Origin of the sequence: Streptacidiphilus neutrinimicus, assembly GCF_000787815.1 — a bacterium.
GTDB lineage: Bacteria > Actinomycetota > Actinomycetes > Streptomycetales > Streptomycetaceae > Streptacidiphilus > Streptacidiphilus neutrinimicus.
Genome location: NZ_BBPO01000032.1, coordinates 24,509 through 37,813, shown reverse-complemented (window position 1 = coordinate 37,813; position 13,305 = coordinate 24,509). Strand labels below are relative to the sequence as shown.

16 protein-coding genes are annotated in these 13,305 nt (G+C 70.4%); 13 read left to right on the top strand and 3 right to left on the bottom strand.

Annotated features, from left to right (window positions below; genetic code table 11):
- Both TR48_RS20770 and serS read left to right on the top strand, forming a co-directional pair.
- On the top strand, positions 1-825 hold the full coding sequence (locus TR48_RS20770) for a shikimate dehydrogenase (RefSeq protein ID WP_042369532.1): 825 nt from the start codon (positions 1-3) through the stop codon (positions 823-825).
- A 67-nt stretch (positions 826-892) separates the two neighbouring features.
- A complete protein-coding gene (serS, locus tag TR48_RS20765) occupies positions 893-2,125 on the top strand; it encodes a serine--tRNA ligase (RefSeq protein ID WP_042369625.1) in 1,233 nt (410 codons plus the stop codon).
- Position 2,126: 1 nt separating this feature from the next.
- On the opposite strand, the gene TR48_RS20760 is transcribed toward serS, so the two are convergent.
- From TR48_RS20760 to TR48_RS39045, 3 genes are all read right to left on the bottom strand, one after another.
- Positions 2,127-2,744 carry an HD domain-containing protein gene (locus TR48_RS20760; protein WP_152628068.1) on the bottom strand — a complete coding sequence of 206 codons (618 nt, stop codon included), beginning with the start codon at positions 2,742-2,744 and terminating at the stop codon, positions 2,127-2,129.
- Positions 2,745-2,998: 254 nt separating this feature from the next.
- Positions 2,999-3,706 (bottom strand): hypothetical protein, encoded by a 708-nt coding sequence (locus TR48_RS39050; RefSeq protein ID WP_161789868.1) that lies wholly within the window; start codon positions 3,704-3,706, stop codon positions 2,999-3,001.
- A 101-nt stretch (positions 3,707-3,807) separates the two neighbouring features.
- The gene (locus TR48_RS39045; protein ID WP_052442838.1) at positions 3,808-4,269 is read right to left on the bottom strand and encodes an ATP-binding protein; all 462 of its coding nucleotides are present in this window, start codon (positions 4,267-4,269) and stop codon (positions 3,808-3,810) included.
- 279 nt (positions 4,270-4,548) lie between these two features.
- Here TR48_RS39045 and TR48_RS20745 point away from each other — a divergent pair, with 279 nt between their 5' ends.
- From TR48_RS20745 to TR48_RS20690, 11 genes are all read left to right on the top strand, one after another.
- Positions 4,549-5,106, top strand: coding sequence for an A24 family peptidase (locus TR48_RS20745; protein WP_052442837.1), 558 nt, complete (start codon positions 4,549-4,551; stop codon positions 5,104-5,106).
- A gap of 429 nt (positions 5,107-5,535) precedes the next feature.
- Positions 5,536-5,913: a hypothetical protein gene (locus TR48_RS20740; RefSeq protein ID WP_042369528.1), complete on the top strand. Its 378-nt coding sequence runs from the start codon at positions 5,536-5,538 to the stop codon at positions 5,911-5,913.
- Between the two features lie 890 nt (positions 5,914-6,803).
- Positions 6,804-7,496: an SAF domain-containing protein gene (locus TR48_RS39040; RefSeq protein WP_052442835.1), complete on the top strand. Its 693-nt coding sequence runs from the start codon at positions 6,804-6,806 to the stop codon at positions 7,494-7,496.
- A gap of 155 nt (positions 7,497-7,651) precedes the next feature.
- Complete coding sequence (locus TR48_RS20725; protein ID WP_152628066.1) at positions 7,652-8,335, top strand: hypothetical protein; 684 nt, start codon at positions 7,652-7,654, stop codon at positions 8,333-8,335.
- Complete coding sequence (locus tag TR48_RS20720; RefSeq protein ID WP_042369522.1) at positions 8,332-9,621, top strand: TadA family conjugal transfer-associated ATPase; 1,290 nt, start codon at positions 8,332-8,334, stop codon at positions 9,619-9,621. The genes TR48_RS20725 and TR48_RS20720 overlap by 4 nt, the downstream gene beginning before the upstream one ends.
- Before the next feature lie 73 nt (positions 9,622-9,694).
- Positions 9,695-10,600 (top strand): type II secretion system F family protein, encoded by a 906-nt coding sequence (locus TR48_RS20715; protein WP_084729596.1) that lies wholly within the window; start codon positions 9,695-9,697, stop codon positions 10,598-10,600.
- The gene (locus TR48_RS20710; RefSeq protein ID WP_042369520.1) at positions 10,597-11,520 is read left to right on the top strand and encodes a type II secretion system F family protein; all 924 of its coding nucleotides are present in this window, start codon (positions 10,597-10,599) and stop codon (positions 11,518-11,520) included. Before TR48_RS20715 ends, TR48_RS20710 begins: the two co-directional genes overlap by 4 nt.
- 46 nt (positions 11,521-11,566) lie before the next feature.
- Entirely contained in the window at positions 11,567-11,755 is a 189-nt protein-coding gene (locus TR48_RS20705; RefSeq protein WP_042369519.1) for a hypothetical protein, read from the top strand.
- A 24-nt stretch (positions 11,756-11,779) separates the two neighbouring features.
- Positions 11,780-12,214, top strand: coding sequence for a TadE/TadG family type IV pilus assembly protein (locus tag TR48_RS20700; protein ID WP_052442833.1), 435 nt, complete (start codon positions 11,780-11,782; stop codon positions 12,212-12,214).
- A 41-nt stretch (positions 12,215-12,255) separates the two neighbouring features.
- Positions 12,256-12,699 (top strand): TadE/TadG family type IV pilus assembly protein, encoded by a 444-nt coding sequence (locus TR48_RS20695; RefSeq protein WP_042369517.1) that lies wholly within the window; start codon positions 12,256-12,258, stop codon positions 12,697-12,699.
- The gene (locus TR48_RS20690; RefSeq protein ID WP_201777143.1) at positions 12,700-13,149 is read left to right on the top strand and encodes a hypothetical protein; all 450 of its coding nucleotides are present in this window, start codon (positions 12,700-12,702) and stop codon (positions 13,147-13,149) included.
- Positions 13,150-13,305: the final 156 nt, after the last annotated feature.

Here is a 13,305-nt window from a genome sequence, read left to right as displayed (position 1 = left end):
ATGCCCCGACTCGCCCTCCTGGGCTCCGCCACCGCCGGAGCCCTCTCCCCCGCCCTCCACCGGGCCGCGTACCGCGCGCTCGGACTGCCCTGGACCTATGAGGCCATCGACTGCCCGCTCAGCGAACTCGGCCGTCGGCTGGACGAGTGCCGGGCGGGGGCCTGGAGCGGGTTCTCCCTGACCATGCCCCTCAAACAAGCGGCCGTCCCCTTGCTGGACGAGATCGGCGACACCGCCCGGCAGACGGGAACGGTCAACTGCGTCACCGCACGGGACGGCCGCCTGATCGGCGACAACACCGACGTCCACGGGATGACCGCCGCACTGAACGAGGTCCTGCCCACCGCCGAGGAAATCGTGGTCCTCGGCGGCGGCGCGACAGCCTGCTCGGCCCTGGCCGCTGCCCACCGCCTCGGCGCGGGAACAGCCACCGTGCTGCTTCGGGACCCCAGCCGTGCTTCAGGCGTGCACGAGACCGCGCGCCGGTTCGGGATGCGTCTCCGTGTCCTGCCCTGGACGGCAGCGCCCGAACATCTCGACGCGCCACTGATCGTCTCCACCGTGCCGCCCGGCGCGGCCGACGGCCTGACGACGGGCTGGCGGTCCGGGTCCGGCGTGCTGCTCGACGTGGTCTACCGGCCCTGGCCCACCCCACTCGCCGTCGCGGCGCATCGCGCCGGGCGGACGACCGTTGGCGGGCTCTCCATGCTCGTCCATCAGGCAGCTCGCCAGGTCGAGCTGCAGACCGGCTGCCACAGGGCCCCGCTGTCCCCGATGCTCGCCGCCGTCGATTCGATCACGAGTGACGCTACGTCAATCAGGTAATAGGAGCGGAGCATTGACATCCCAAACCGAATCGAAGACTGGCCGCCGCGTCACTATGATGAGGCAGGTGATCGATCTGAAGGCCGCACGCCTGGAGCCAGAGACCTACCGTGCCGCCCTCGCCCGACGAGGTGCGGCTGACGACTTCGATGCCCTGCTTGCCGTGGACGCGAGTTGGCGCGAACTGACCGAGCGCGTGGACCGGCTTCGATCTCAGAACAAGCCGAAGGGAGCCCCGACTCCCGAGCAGATCGAGCAGCTCAAGCAGCTCAAGGAGCAGCTGCGCCTCGCCGAGGACGAACTTGCCCAGGCCGCCGAGAAGCGCCAGTACCTGCTCGACCGCCTTCCCAACCTGCCGCACCCCACCGCGCCCGACGGCGGCGAGGACGAGGGCGAGATCGTGCGGACTTGGGGATCGATCCCCACGTTCGACTTCGCACCCAAGGACCACCTGGAGCTCGGTTCGCGGGCCGGCTGGGTCGACATGAAGCGCGGCGCCCGGTTGTCCGGTTCGCGCTTCGCGTACCGGGTCGGCGACGTCGCCCTCGCCGAGACCGCCCTCTACCGCTTCGTACTGGACCACGTGATCAGCAAGGGCTTCACCTACCTGCTGCCCCCGGTCCTGGTCAACGAAGCGGCCATGTACGGAACCGGGTACTTGCCGAACGAGGAGAGCAACCTCTACCGGCTCGACAAGGACGAGCTGTACCTGAGCGGCACCTCCGAGGTCGCTCTCGGTGGCTTCCACATGGACGAGCGCTTGGAAGAGGGAGAACTGCCGGCCCGTTACACCGCCTTCTCGACGAACTTCCGCCGGGAGGCGGGCTCGGCCGGCAAGGACACCCGAGGCATGTTCCGGGTGCACCAGTTCGACAAGGTGGAGATGTTCGTCTTCTGCCTCCCCGAGGACTCCGAGCGTATCCACAACGAGATCCTCGCCATCGAGGAGGAGATCGTTCAGGCGCTCGGCCTGCCGTACCAGGTGGTCAACATCGCCGTCGGAGACCTGGGCAACCCGGCCGCGAAGAAGTACGACATCGAGGCCTGGTTCCCGGCCCAGCAACGCTACCGGGAAGTCACCTCCTGCTCGAACACCACCGACTACCAGGCACGGCGCCTCAACACCCGCGTCCGGCGCGAACACGGAAGCGAGTTCCTCCACACCGTCAACGGCACCGGCATCACCGCCCGTGCCCTGCTCGCGGTCATGGAGAACTTCCAGGACGAGAACGGCATCGTGGCCGTCCCCGAGGTCCTCCAGAAGTTCGGGGCGCCGGCACAACTCGGAGCCACCGACTGATTCAGCCCCCCGTGGTGCCGGACGCCTCAGCGGCCGTTCGGCACCACGGGCTGTTCAGCTCCCGCTCCAGTTCGTCCAGGAAGCTGTGGGCGTATGCCCGACGAGCAGGGGCGAGGCGCCGGGCCGTGGATGTCCGGAACACCGGACGGTCCACAAATACCCTTGCGAGCCGGAGCGTCTCCTCGATCCGCTGACCGCGCGCGCCTCCGGTCGTGAACGCCTTGGCGATGCCGAAGGGACCGATCGCTTCCCAGTAGTTGGCGTCGTGCACCAGTTGCTCCTCCAGGGACACCGGCCCGGTCAGATGGCGCTCCAACGCCGCAACGCCCTCATCCGCCTCGGCGGGGTTCCAGCCGAGGCCTTCCAAGAACTGCGCGGTCCCCTGACGGAAGCCGGAGTCCGCCATCCTCGGGACCAGGCCGTGGAAGCAGACCAGGAAGTACAGCAGATCCCATCTCGGGGCCTCCCCCTCGGCCAGCAGTTCGACGCGCGCGAGGATCCGCTCGATGTGCACGAAGTCGTGGGCCGGGTCCTTCGCCTCATAGAGCGGGCGTACCTCGTCGGCATACGACGACAGGCGATAACGGCGCGTCTCCCCGGCAGCAGGCGGGGTCATCATCCACCTCCGCCTCAGCAGCATCCATCTCGGGCAGCACATTCCGCCCCCGCGGTTCCATCAGAGCCGTTGTCCGGTGCACAGGCATGCTGGGTTGCGCCGAACAGGCGAACCTGGCTGGTGCGTGTCTCTGTCGACGGCGGGCGTGCCGCCGTGAGGTGCCCGACCCCTGGCGACCGTCAGCACCGCATCGGCCCCGCTCCCTCGCAGCGCCGCGCTAGGAAGCCGCTCACCCGCGCGCAGCGACCGGTCAGCGATCAGCGATCGAGTTGGAACAGCATCCCGGGGCGCACCGTGATGCCCAGGGCGTGGAAGCCATACAGCAGCTCCTGGTACTCGGTACGCCGCTCTTCGATGTCGGGCGGGGCGTGGAGGGTGCGCTCGCCGGAGTCCGGCTCGCCGAAGAGGGACACCGTCCAGGTGCGGCCCGGCTCGTTCGCCCAGGCGGGGCGGTCCAAGATCGTGAAAGACCAGGATTCGCGACCGTCCGCGTCGGCCGTGGCACGGGCGAGCAGATAGGCAGGCAGGTCTCTGGCGATCACGGTCTTCCGGGCCCGCACCGCGAGCGCCGTCGGGCCCTTGCCGAAGATCCGCCACGGTGGCTCAGGACCGAGCCAGGTCATGTCACCGAAAAGGCTGCGGCGCAGCTCCAGGTAGTCGTGGCCGAGACGGATGAGGCGGGCGGCGTCCTCCGCCAGGTCACGTCGACTGTCGGCACTGTCCACCAGTGGCCGGAGCCGTTCGACGGTCTCGCGCAGCCGGGGAACCAAGAGGTTGTCGATCCCGCCGAGCCGGTACATGTCCTCCGCCGTCTCGGCCGCATACAGCACCCCGTCACAGAGCCCCTGGTAACGCTCCCGCAGATCCACGTCGCCCTCCCCCTGGCCGTCGACGATGCCGACTTCCAGAAGTATCACGCTGCGCTGACACCGACGCCGGGAAGGCGAAGCAGGCGGAATCAACAACCGGGGCGCCGGACCTGGGTGAAGGGACGACGCGTTCCCCGGCCTCCTCCCTGGCAAGCGGCTGACGCACGCGCCGGATCACGCGGCTCGCTCAAGGTCCTTCACCACGGGACACCGGCCCCGAAGGCGACGAACACCGCCTTTCCCGACGGCGTCCGCCTCGCCGACAGGCAACCATGGAACAGTCTGCTCAGAAGGCTCAGCCCTCGGCCCCGCTCCCCCAGCTCGTCCCAGTCGGGCATCGCCTGCCCGGTCGTCTCATCCGGTGGCGGGCCGGTCGGGACCAGCGAGATCGGCGGAAGATCTGGACTGCTGTCGTGGCACTCGAGGACGTACTCGCTGCCCTCACTCAGCAGCCGCAGTTCGTACGGCCCGGCGGCGTGCTCAGTCGCGTTGGCCACGAGTTCGGAAGCCGCCAGCAGCACGTCGTCCACGACGCTCTCGTTGAGATTCAGTCGGAGAAGCTCGGGGCGGAGGCACGACCGGGCGAGCCGGGCGGGCTGCGCGGTGGCGGCGTTCCAGTTGCAGACGGTCACGCTCTTCGAGTCCGAGCGGCTGTTCATGCCGCAGCCCAGTTGAGGACCGGGCGGGCGTGCCGACGCCGGCGTCGATGGCGTCCTCGGCCCGGACGCAGGCACGAGCGCGTGTCCCGGGCGACGAGCGTGACGTTGAACGGGCCGTACCGGAACGTGTCGAGCAAGACGAGCAGGACGAGCATGAACACCTCGGGCCTCCGATCCACGCTGGGCGGAGCACCACGACACCCTGACCAGGGCGATAAGGGCCAGTGGTTGATCGGAAGGACTTCTGTGCCCGCTCAGCGGAAGCAGCGACGAGCGGAGATGGGCGCCGTCGTCAGCGTGCTGAGGGGGCGATGGCTGGTCGTGGTGACGGTCACTGCGGCAATCGCAGCCCTGATGCAGGAACAACTCCCGCTTCGGCTGGGGACGGCAGCAGCATGGCTCGTCTTGGCGGTGCTCGGCCCCGTACTGAGCGTCCTCGACATGGCGCTCTTCCGCCTCCCCGACGCCATCGTGCTGCCCGCCTCGCCCGTCGTGTTGGCGCTTCTCGCAGCCTCCGGCTCCGTTCACGGGAGCACGAGTCCACTTTCGCGTTCGCTGGCGACCGGCCTGGCCTCCGGCCTGGTCATGGCCGGCCTGGCACTCCTCTCGCACGGCGGCCTCGGCTGGGGCGACGTGAAGGTGTGCGCGGGACTGCTCGGGCCGGTGCTCGGCATCGTCGGGTGGTGGGCGCTGGCGGCGACTGGCTTGCTCGCCTTCAGCAGTGCGACGGTCGCGGTTCTCTTTCTGCGCCGCGACAGGAAGTTGGCCCGGATTCCGCTCGGTCCCTTCCTGTTCGGGGCAGCCCTGCTCGTGATCCTCGTCAACCCACCGTCGTAAGTTGGGCCGGAATTTCCCTTGAACGAGCGTTGATTGAGACGTATCCGTACCACCCAGGGGTGACTTCCGCACAAGACGGGAAACATCAGGGGCATTCTGGCATCTCCAGTCGTGACAGACAGTCGCGAACCGGACGCGGGCAGACCCGCGACTCTGGGGAGGTGCGTACGCATGATGCCGAGGATCAGGCGACCGTTGTGGGCTTCGGTGCTGGTCGCAGCAACCGCGTTGGGAGCCATCACCGGATGTACCACCCGGCAGCCGCCGCAAAGCACCGGCGACGCTGCGTCAGCAAGTCGTGGTGTTGGCAGCACCACTCCTCGGGTATCGGCCCACCCCGCCCCTGCGCTGCCGTCGCCCTGGGCCTCGGCTCAAGGCACACCCGCCCAGCAGGCCGCTGCGCAGGCTGCGCTCGCCGCCTACCAGGGAATGTGGACCGACCTGGCCCGGCTCGGCGCCACGTCAGACTGGAAGAACCCCAAGCTGGGCCGCTACATGACGGCCGACGTGCTCTCCAGTTGGTCCACGACCCTGGCCCAGAACAAGCGCCAAGGTCTCGTACTGCGCGGTGCGACGAAGGACGCACCTCGGGTGGTCTCCGTGTCCCCTGCGGAGCAGCCGACGCGCGTCGAGATCGCCGACTGCGTCGACGACGGCGACTGGCTGCAGTACGTGGCTGCGACGGGCAAGCCGGCCAACGACACCCCCGGTGGACGTCACCGCAGTGAGGCCGTCGTCACCTACGACACAGGCTGGCAGCGTTGGTTGGTGAGTCAGCAGATGATCGGCGAGGTCGGCTCGTGCTGAGGCTCGCGGCGGTCCTCCTTGCCTCTGCTGCGCTGACGGGCGTGGTGCCGACTGCCGCCTCCGCCGACGGCGGAGTGCACTCCCACGTCAGCGCGGCATGCCAAGCCAACAGCTGCGCGTTCGGGGCGGCGAGCACCACCTCACAGGACTCGGTCTCGGGCTCCTCGAAGTCCTCCGGCTCGGCTCCGGTCTGCGCTTACGTACCGGCGGGTGGGATCACGACGGCGGCCGACGGGTCGAGGGGGCAGTGGTATCGCCTCGACTGCGGCAAGGGTTTCGATCAGGGCATGCTCGGTGGGCCCGCCCTGCCTCTGTGGGCTCCGGCAGGACAACCCGCTCCAGCTTTGAGCCCGGTCGTCGTGGCCCGGCAGGCCGAGAGTCAGCTCGTGCTGCCGTCTCCGCAGGTGTCGTTCAGCCCGGCCGGATTCCAGGTCGTCCGGGTGCCGACGTGGATGTGGATCGCACCGGTCCAGTGGGATCCGGTCAGGGCCACGGCGCAGGTCCCCGGTGTGAGCGTGACCGCGACGGCGACGCCGACGTCCGTGCAGTGGGATCTGGGAGACGGGACGCAGGTCACATGCGCTGGGCCGGGCACGCCTTGGCGGCCTGGCGACAATCCCGCAGCGGCGTCTCCCGACTGCGGGCACGTCTTCCTGCGTCCATCGGCGGATCAGCCGGGTGGGGCCTATGCGGTCACGGCCCGGGTGCACTGGCGCGTGGACTGGGCCGGTGGTGGCCAGCAGGGCGTGTTCCCTGACCTGTCCTCCACGACGACGAGCCAGGTCCGGGTGGACGAGGTCCACTCCTTGGTGACGGGCAACCAGACGCGCTGACCCATCACCCCTCCCCCTCCCTCTTCTACATCCCTTGTACCGATCCAGGAGGTTGGCATGCGCCTCGTGGCGCAGCGGCAGAAGCCGCAGCCTGAGAACGACGACTGGGCGGCCCAGGTCGCGACCGGCCTTGAACAGGCCGGCCAGGAACGTCGACGGTCGTTGGTTCGCGCAGCCGCCGGCGTGGCGACGGTCGTCGTCGCGGCCGGGGCCGGCATGGCGTTGTGGTCGGCGACGCAGCAGCGGACCGAGGTGCTGGCGCTGGCGCGTTCCGTGTCCTTCGGGCAGGTGATCGGTCCGGGGGACGTGCGGGTCGTGAACGCGTCCTCACTGCCGGGGGTTCCGGCGCTCGCAGCATCGGAGACCGACGTGGTCGTCGGGCACCGGGCTGCGGCCTCGTTGCCCGCCGGGACGCTGCTGACGGCCGCGCTCGTCGACGCCTCCGCTCTGGCGACGGGACAGGACGCGGTGTCGCTGGTGGTCAAGGAGGGTCACTACCCGGCGTTGGGCGTCGGCGACTTGGTGCGGATCGAGGACACCGGGAGTTCGTCCTCGCCGACGGTGTCCGGGGCGGAGAGTCAGGCGGTCGAGGCTTCAGTGCTGTCCGTTCAGCAGGCCGCGGACACGGCGAGTGGAGCGGGGTCGATCGTGCTCACGGTATCCGTTGCCGACGCGGAGGCGCTGCGGCTGGCGTCGATGGCGGCCCCCGCTGTGGTGCTGACCGGCGCGCGGTCCGGAGCGAACCAGTGAGCGCGCCCGGGATGCGGCGGATCGCCGCCTTCGGCGCCGTGACAGGTTCGCCCGGAGTGACGACTGTCGTCGGTGCGACGTCGGCCGCCTGGCGATCGGATCTGGGACGACCACTGGTGTGGGAGGCGGATCCGGCGGGCGGAGTCCTTCAGCAGGTGATCAATCCCGGTGGTGAGGCCGGTCTGGTGACGGTCGCGGGCATCGCGCGGCGGGAGGGCCTGCTCCACGGCAAGGTAATGGAGTTCGCCGGCCAACTGGTGGGTGGCGTCCCCGTGGTCACCGCGCCGCTGCATCCCGGTCAGGCGAAGGCCGCCCTGGAGGAACTGGCCCCGCAGTGGGAGTCGGCCCGGACGGGACCGTTGCCGTGGTTGGTCGACATCGGCCGGCTCGACCCTTCCCTCCCCCTGCCGCACGGAGTGTGGGGATGCGCTGACGCCCTCGTGCTGGTCACGCGGGGCCACCGGCACGCGCTGCTTTACGGGGCCCTGATCGCGCGGCGGGCGTCGGAGCGAGGGCTGCCCACGGTGATCGCCGTGGTCGGCGACTGTCCGGAGAGCGACCGGGAGGTCCTGCGCGCGCTCGGCGCGGCCGGCGTGGTCCGCCTGCCGTGGGATCCGTTCACCGCGGCGGTGCTGCGCGGCCAGTGGACCGGTGGCCTGCCAGGGCGGCGTGCCCCCTTCGAGGGCTGGCTCACAGGACGGCCCCGACGGCCCGAGTATCCGTTGGTCACGGCTGCGTCGGCCCTGGCCCGTGAGCTGGAACGGCTGCTCGGCACCGACGGGACGGCTCCGCGCGCACTCCTGGAGGTGGGGCCGCCGGCCTTGCGGGGCGGCTCGTGAGCGTGACGGACGAGGCGGCCCGGACTCTCGCCACGGAGTTCCGCACGAGGATCGGCCGGCAGCTCGTGGCAGCAGAGCAGCAGGCCGGGTCGCGTGGCCTTACGTCGGAAGCCCGCTGGGCACTGGCCGAGCAACTGCTCCAGCAGGAGCTGCGGCAGGACGCGGTCGCACGACTTCGGCGGGCCGAGTCGCCGCTGGACGAGGAGACGGAGGCCAGGGTCTGCGACGAGGTCCGCGCGGGGATGACGGTGCTGGGCACCCTCGGGGACCTGCTCGCGGACAGCGAGGTGGAGGACATCCTCGTCAATGACCTTGAGCACGTGTTCGTCCACTACGCCGGAAGCCGTCGCGAACGGCTGGACCGCCAAGCCGCCGACTCCGTCGAAGCGTTGACGGAGATGGTGCGACAGGTGGCCGTGTCCTGCGGCGCCGAGGAGCGGCGGTTCGACCGCGCCAGCCCGTTCCTCTCGGCGCAGTTGCCGGACGGGTCCCGCCTCTTCGCCGCGTTCGACGCGCACGGCACCCCGACGCTGTCGATCCGCCGACACAGGTTGCGCACGGCCACGCTGGAGGACCTCGTGGGCCTGGGCATGATGAACCGCGAACTGGCGGAGGAACTACGCCTGATGGTCCGCGCCCGGCTGAGCATGCTGTTCGCCGGCGGACCGGGAGTGGGCAAGACCACGGTCATGTCCGCCTGTCTGAACGAGACGGACCCGAGCGAGCGAATCATCACGATCGAGGACACCCTGGAGCTGAACCTCCACCGCAACGGCCGCCATCGCAACGTGGTCCCGTTGCAGGCCAGGGAGGCGAACCTGGAGGGCGTCGGCGAGATCACGCAGGCGGAGCTGGTGCGCTGGTCACTGCGGATGAGCCCGGACCGGGTCATCGTCGGTGAATGCCGCGGACCCGAAGTGGTCGCGATGCTCAACGCGTTCTCCGTCGGCAACGAGGGCTCGATGTCCTCGATCCACGCGGCGACTTCACGGGGCGCGTTCATGAAGCTGGCCGCCTACGCCGCCCAAGGCCCGGAGAAGCTGACGGTGGAGGCCACCAACCAGCTGATCGCGTCCTCGCTGCACGTCGTGGTGCAGCTGTCGCGGGCCACGGACGGCACGCGGGTGGTCTCCTCGGTGCGGGAGATCATCGACGCCGACGGTGTGCAGATCATCTCCAACGAGCTGTGGGAACCAGGCCCCGACCGACGCGCCCGCCGCGCAGCTCCACCGTCCCCGCACCTGCGCGAACTCCTGGACCAGCTCCTACCCGGCTACGGCCGCTGACCGCTCTCTTGTCCAACACACCAGAAGGAACGACAACTTCGATGACGTCTACCACGACGAGGACGGTGGGTTGATGTCCTCCTGGGACACCTTTGCCGCGACGGGGTGCGGCGCGCTGCTGGGTGTGGGAGTGGTCACCGCGTACTGCGGGGTGGCCGGCATCCCGCTCACCAGGCTGCTTCCACGAGAAGCCCTGATTGGGGGCCGCAAGCGCAGCCATGGACTCGGCAGGAACCCCGCGGGGCTGCGGGTCTTGGTCTGCGCGGCTACCGGCGTCGCTGCAGCGGCCGTTTCAGGGTGGCCGGTGCTCGGGCTGATCGCCGCCTGGGCGGCGTGGGCGCTACCAGGCCTGCTCGGCCCCGATCGGGAACACCGGCAGCGGCTGGCTCAGGTCGAGGCCGTGGCGGCCTGGACGGAGCAACTGCGCGACACCCTGTCTGCCGCTGCCGGACTCACACAGGCGGTCCGCGCCACCGGCCCGCTGGCCCCCGTGCCGATCCGCCCCCAGGTGGGAGCCATGGTGGCGCGGATGGACGGAGGCGTGCCGCTGGCGACCGCTCTGCGGGAGTTCGCGAACGAGCTCGCCGACCCGCTGGCGGACCTGGTGGTCGTGGCGCTGGTGACGGCGTCGCGTCGGCAGTCCGGCCGGCTGACCGAGCTGCTCGCCGCACTCGCCGACACCACGCGCGAGCAGGCCCGTGCCCGGCTCCGCGTGCACACCTCGCAGGCGCGGGTCCGCACGGCGCAGCGGATCATCACCGGCGTCGCCCTGGCCATGCCGGTCGGCCTGATGCTGCTGGACGCGTCCTTCATGTCCCCCTTCGGCACCGCGGCCGGACAACTGGTCCTGCTGTGGATCGCGCTGGTCTTCGCCGCAGGATTCGCGATGATCCGGCGCCTGGCCCGGTTCCGCGAAGGTCCGCGCCTGCTGACCTCGGGCTCCGGTGCACTCGTCCCGTCCGCAGGAGGTTCGCGATGACGATGCTCGTGCTGCTTCTGTCCGCTGCCGTCGGCGGCGGCTTGTGGATGGCCGTGGCCGCTCTGCGGCCGCAGCGCGTCCCGCTCTCCGTCGAGGTCGCCCGTCTCACAGCGCCGGCCCCAGCCGCGGCGCGCGGTGAGCGGACGGTGCCCACTCCTGAGGTGATGGGGATCGCGGAGGGCTGGGCCGGACGGCTCGGCTCGCGGTTCGCTCCGGCCCTGGCCGCTTGCGGACTGCCGGGGCCGAAGGCGAGGGCGGACCTCGCCTCGCTGGGCAAGCCCGTCGAGCGTCATCTGGCGGAGAAGGCCCTGGCCGCGGTCCTCGGGTTGATCGCCCCCTGGCCCCTGCGTCTGGCGGTCAGCGTCCTCGGCATCCAACCGGTGTGGACGGCTCCGTGTGGATTCGCCCTGCTGCTCGCGGCGGCGGGCTTCTTCTCCCCCGACCTTGCGCTTCGCTCCACCGCCGCGGAGTGGCGGCACACGGTGCGCCACGCGCTCTCGGCCTGGCTGGACATGACCGGCGTCGCGTTGTCCGGAGGCGCGGGCGTCGAGCAGGCGCTGCGCGACGCCGCCATGGAGGGGGAAGGGGAGGCCTTCGACGCCTTCCGCCTCGTCCTGCGCGAGGCAGAGATCACGCGCACCCCGCCCTGGGACCGGCTCCGCGACCTCGGACTGCGCCTGGGAGTCGCCGACCTGGACGAGCTCGCCTGCTCGATCGCGCTTGCCGGCGGCGAGGGAGCCCGTGTCCGCAACACCCTCATGGCCAAGGCGTCCTCGCTGCGCGCCCACCTGCTCGCGGACGCCGAAGCGGCGGCCTCCTCGGCGACGGAGCGGATGGCGATCCCCGTCGCCCTGATGATGACCGGCTTCCTCGGCCTCCTCGCCTACCCCTCACTGGCCCACGCCATGCAGTCCCTCTGACCGAACTCCCCTTCCCCATTGCGGCATTCAAGGAACCAGGACCGTCATGCACCACGAACTCGCGTACGCCACCGCCCGTCTCCGCGCTCTCGCCGCGCGGCTCAAGGACCTCGGTGACGACGGCTACAGCACCGAGGCCGTCATCGTCACCGCCCTGCTGGTCATCCTCGCCATCACCGTTATCGGCGTGATCAGCGCGAAGGTCATCGCCAAGGTCAACAGCATCAACATGTGACCCCGGTGAAGCGAGGAACCCGTGATGAAGCGCAACCCCAGCGGCGGACAACTGCCGCCTGTACCGGATGCCGAGGACGCGTCGCCGCGGGACGAGGGCTCGGCGACGGTCGAGACCGCCCTGGCGATGGTCCTGTTGATGCTGCTCCTGATGGGCGTCGTGCAGTTCGCGCTGCTGGAGCACGCGTCGCACATCGCCAAAGCCGCCGCCACAGCTGCGCTCGCCCAGGCCCAGACGGAGGACGGCTCAGCGGCCGACGGGCGTAGCGCCGGGGCGCAGGCGCTCAGCGAACTGGGCGGCGACGTACTCCAGAACGCGGGAGTGACGGTGGTCCGGACGCCCGACCAGGTGACCGCGGTGATCCACGGCCAGGTCCTGAGTGTGTTCCCGGGACTGCACCTGCCCGTGACCGCCCGGGCCGCGGGTCCGGTCGAACGGGTCGCGGCGCCGGCGCCTTGACCGCCATTTCCGTACCTGCGGCCCCAGTTCGAGGAATCTTCGTGCCAAAGCCTCAACGTGCTCCCGAAGACCCGCGCGACCGCGGCTCCGCGAGCGTCGAAGTCATGCTGGTCGCCCCAGCTCTGCTGCTGCTTCTGCTCTGCGCCGTCGCACTGGGGCGGCTGGTCAACGCCCGCCTCGATGTCGCCTCCGCCGCACAGCAGGCGGCACGAGCAGCGTCGTTGCTGCGCCTGCCCGGCCGGGCGCAGCAGGTCGCGGACCAGACCGCGCGTGCCGCTCTTCTGGAAACCGGTCGCGCCTGCCGGAGCATCGACGTCACGGCCGACACCAGCCGCTTCACGGCAGGCGGCGCCGTTGCCGTCACCGTCGCCTGCACCACCGAGCTGTCCGACCTGGGGCTTCCGCTCCCGGGTAGTCACGTGTCCCGTTCGACGGCCTCAGTGCCCGTCGACTCCTACGAGTACGTCGCTGACGGGAGGCAGTAGATGAGCCCGAGGTTCGTGATCTACCAGAGCAGGCGTCATGCGCTGCGCTCAGGTGGAGTCGACGACGGATCGGTGACCGCGTTCACCGTCGTCGCGCTGACCGGTGTGCTGCTGTTCCTGGCGATCACGGTCGACCTCGGCCAGGCGCTGGCCGCGAAGGTGCAGGCTCTGGGCGAAGCCCAGGATGCCGCCCGCGCCGGCGCCCAGGCCCTGGACCTCAGCGCACTGCGCTCCAGCGGCACGGTGCGGTTGCGCCCCTCCGCCGCGGCACAGGACGCACGTGCCTACCTGGCTCAGGTCGGCGTCGCCGGGAAGGTCACTGTCGGCACGGACGACATCACGGTGTCCGTCACCCGAACCGTGCCCACGCACCTGCTGACCCTGGTCGGCATCTCCAGCCTCACCGTCCATGCCAGCACCACCGCGCACGCGGAGCAGAGCGCCCCGTGAACCAGCCGACCCGCCGCACCTCTCGCCTAGCGAGCCACCGTGCCGGACAACTGCGCTCGGCGCTCTCCGGGGTCGTCCAGGCGGCGTTCGTCGTAGCACTGCTGACGGCGTTGCCACTGCTCCTCGTCGGCACGCCGCGGCTGTCCGCTGCGCTGG

Excerpts from the sequence above, each read along its gene's own strand:
- TR48_RS20770 (WP_042369532.1), top strand. The coding sequence starts at position 1 with ATGCCCCGACTCGCCCTCCTGGGCTCCGCCACCGCCGGAGCCCTCTCC.
- TR48_RS20760 (WP_152628068.1), bottom strand. The coding sequence starts at position 2,744 with ATGATGACCCCGCCTGCTGCCGGGGAGACGCGCCGTTATCGCCTGTCG.
- TR48_RS39045 (WP_052442838.1), bottom strand. The coding sequence starts at position 4,269 with ATGAACAGCCGCTCGGACTCGAAGAGCGTGACCGTCTGCAACTGGAAC.
- TR48_RS20745 (WP_052442837.1), top strand. The coding sequence starts at position 4,549 with ATGGGCGCCGTCGTCAGCGTGCTGAGGGGGCGATGGCTGGTCGTGGTG.
- TR48_RS20740 (WP_042369528.1), top strand. The coding sequence starts at position 5,536 with ATGTGGACCGACCTGGCCCGGCTCGGCGCCACGTCAGACTGGAAGAAC.
- TR48_RS39040 (WP_052442835.1), top strand. The coding sequence starts at position 6,804 with ATGCGCCTCGTGGCGCAGCGGCAGAAGCCGCAGCCTGAGAACGACGAC.
- TR48_RS20715 (WP_084729596.1), top strand. The coding sequence starts at position 9,695 with ATGTCCTCCTGGGACACCTTTGCCGCGACGGGGTGCGGCGCGCTGCTG.
- TR48_RS20710 (WP_042369520.1), top strand. The coding sequence starts at position 10,597 with ATGACGATGCTCGTGCTGCTTCTGTCCGCTGCCGTCGGCGGCGGCTTG.
- TR48_RS20705 (WP_042369519.1), top strand. The coding sequence starts at position 11,567 with ATGCACCACGAACTCGCGTACGCCACCGCCCGTCTCCGCGCTCTCGCC.
- TR48_RS20700 (WP_052442833.1), top strand. The coding sequence starts at position 11,780 with ATGAAGCGCAACCCCAGCGGCGGACAACTGCCGCCTGTACCGGATGCC.
- TR48_RS20690 (WP_201777143.1), top strand. The coding sequence starts at position 12,700 with ATGAGCCCGAGGTTCGTGATCTACCAGAGCAGGCGTCATGCGCTGCGC.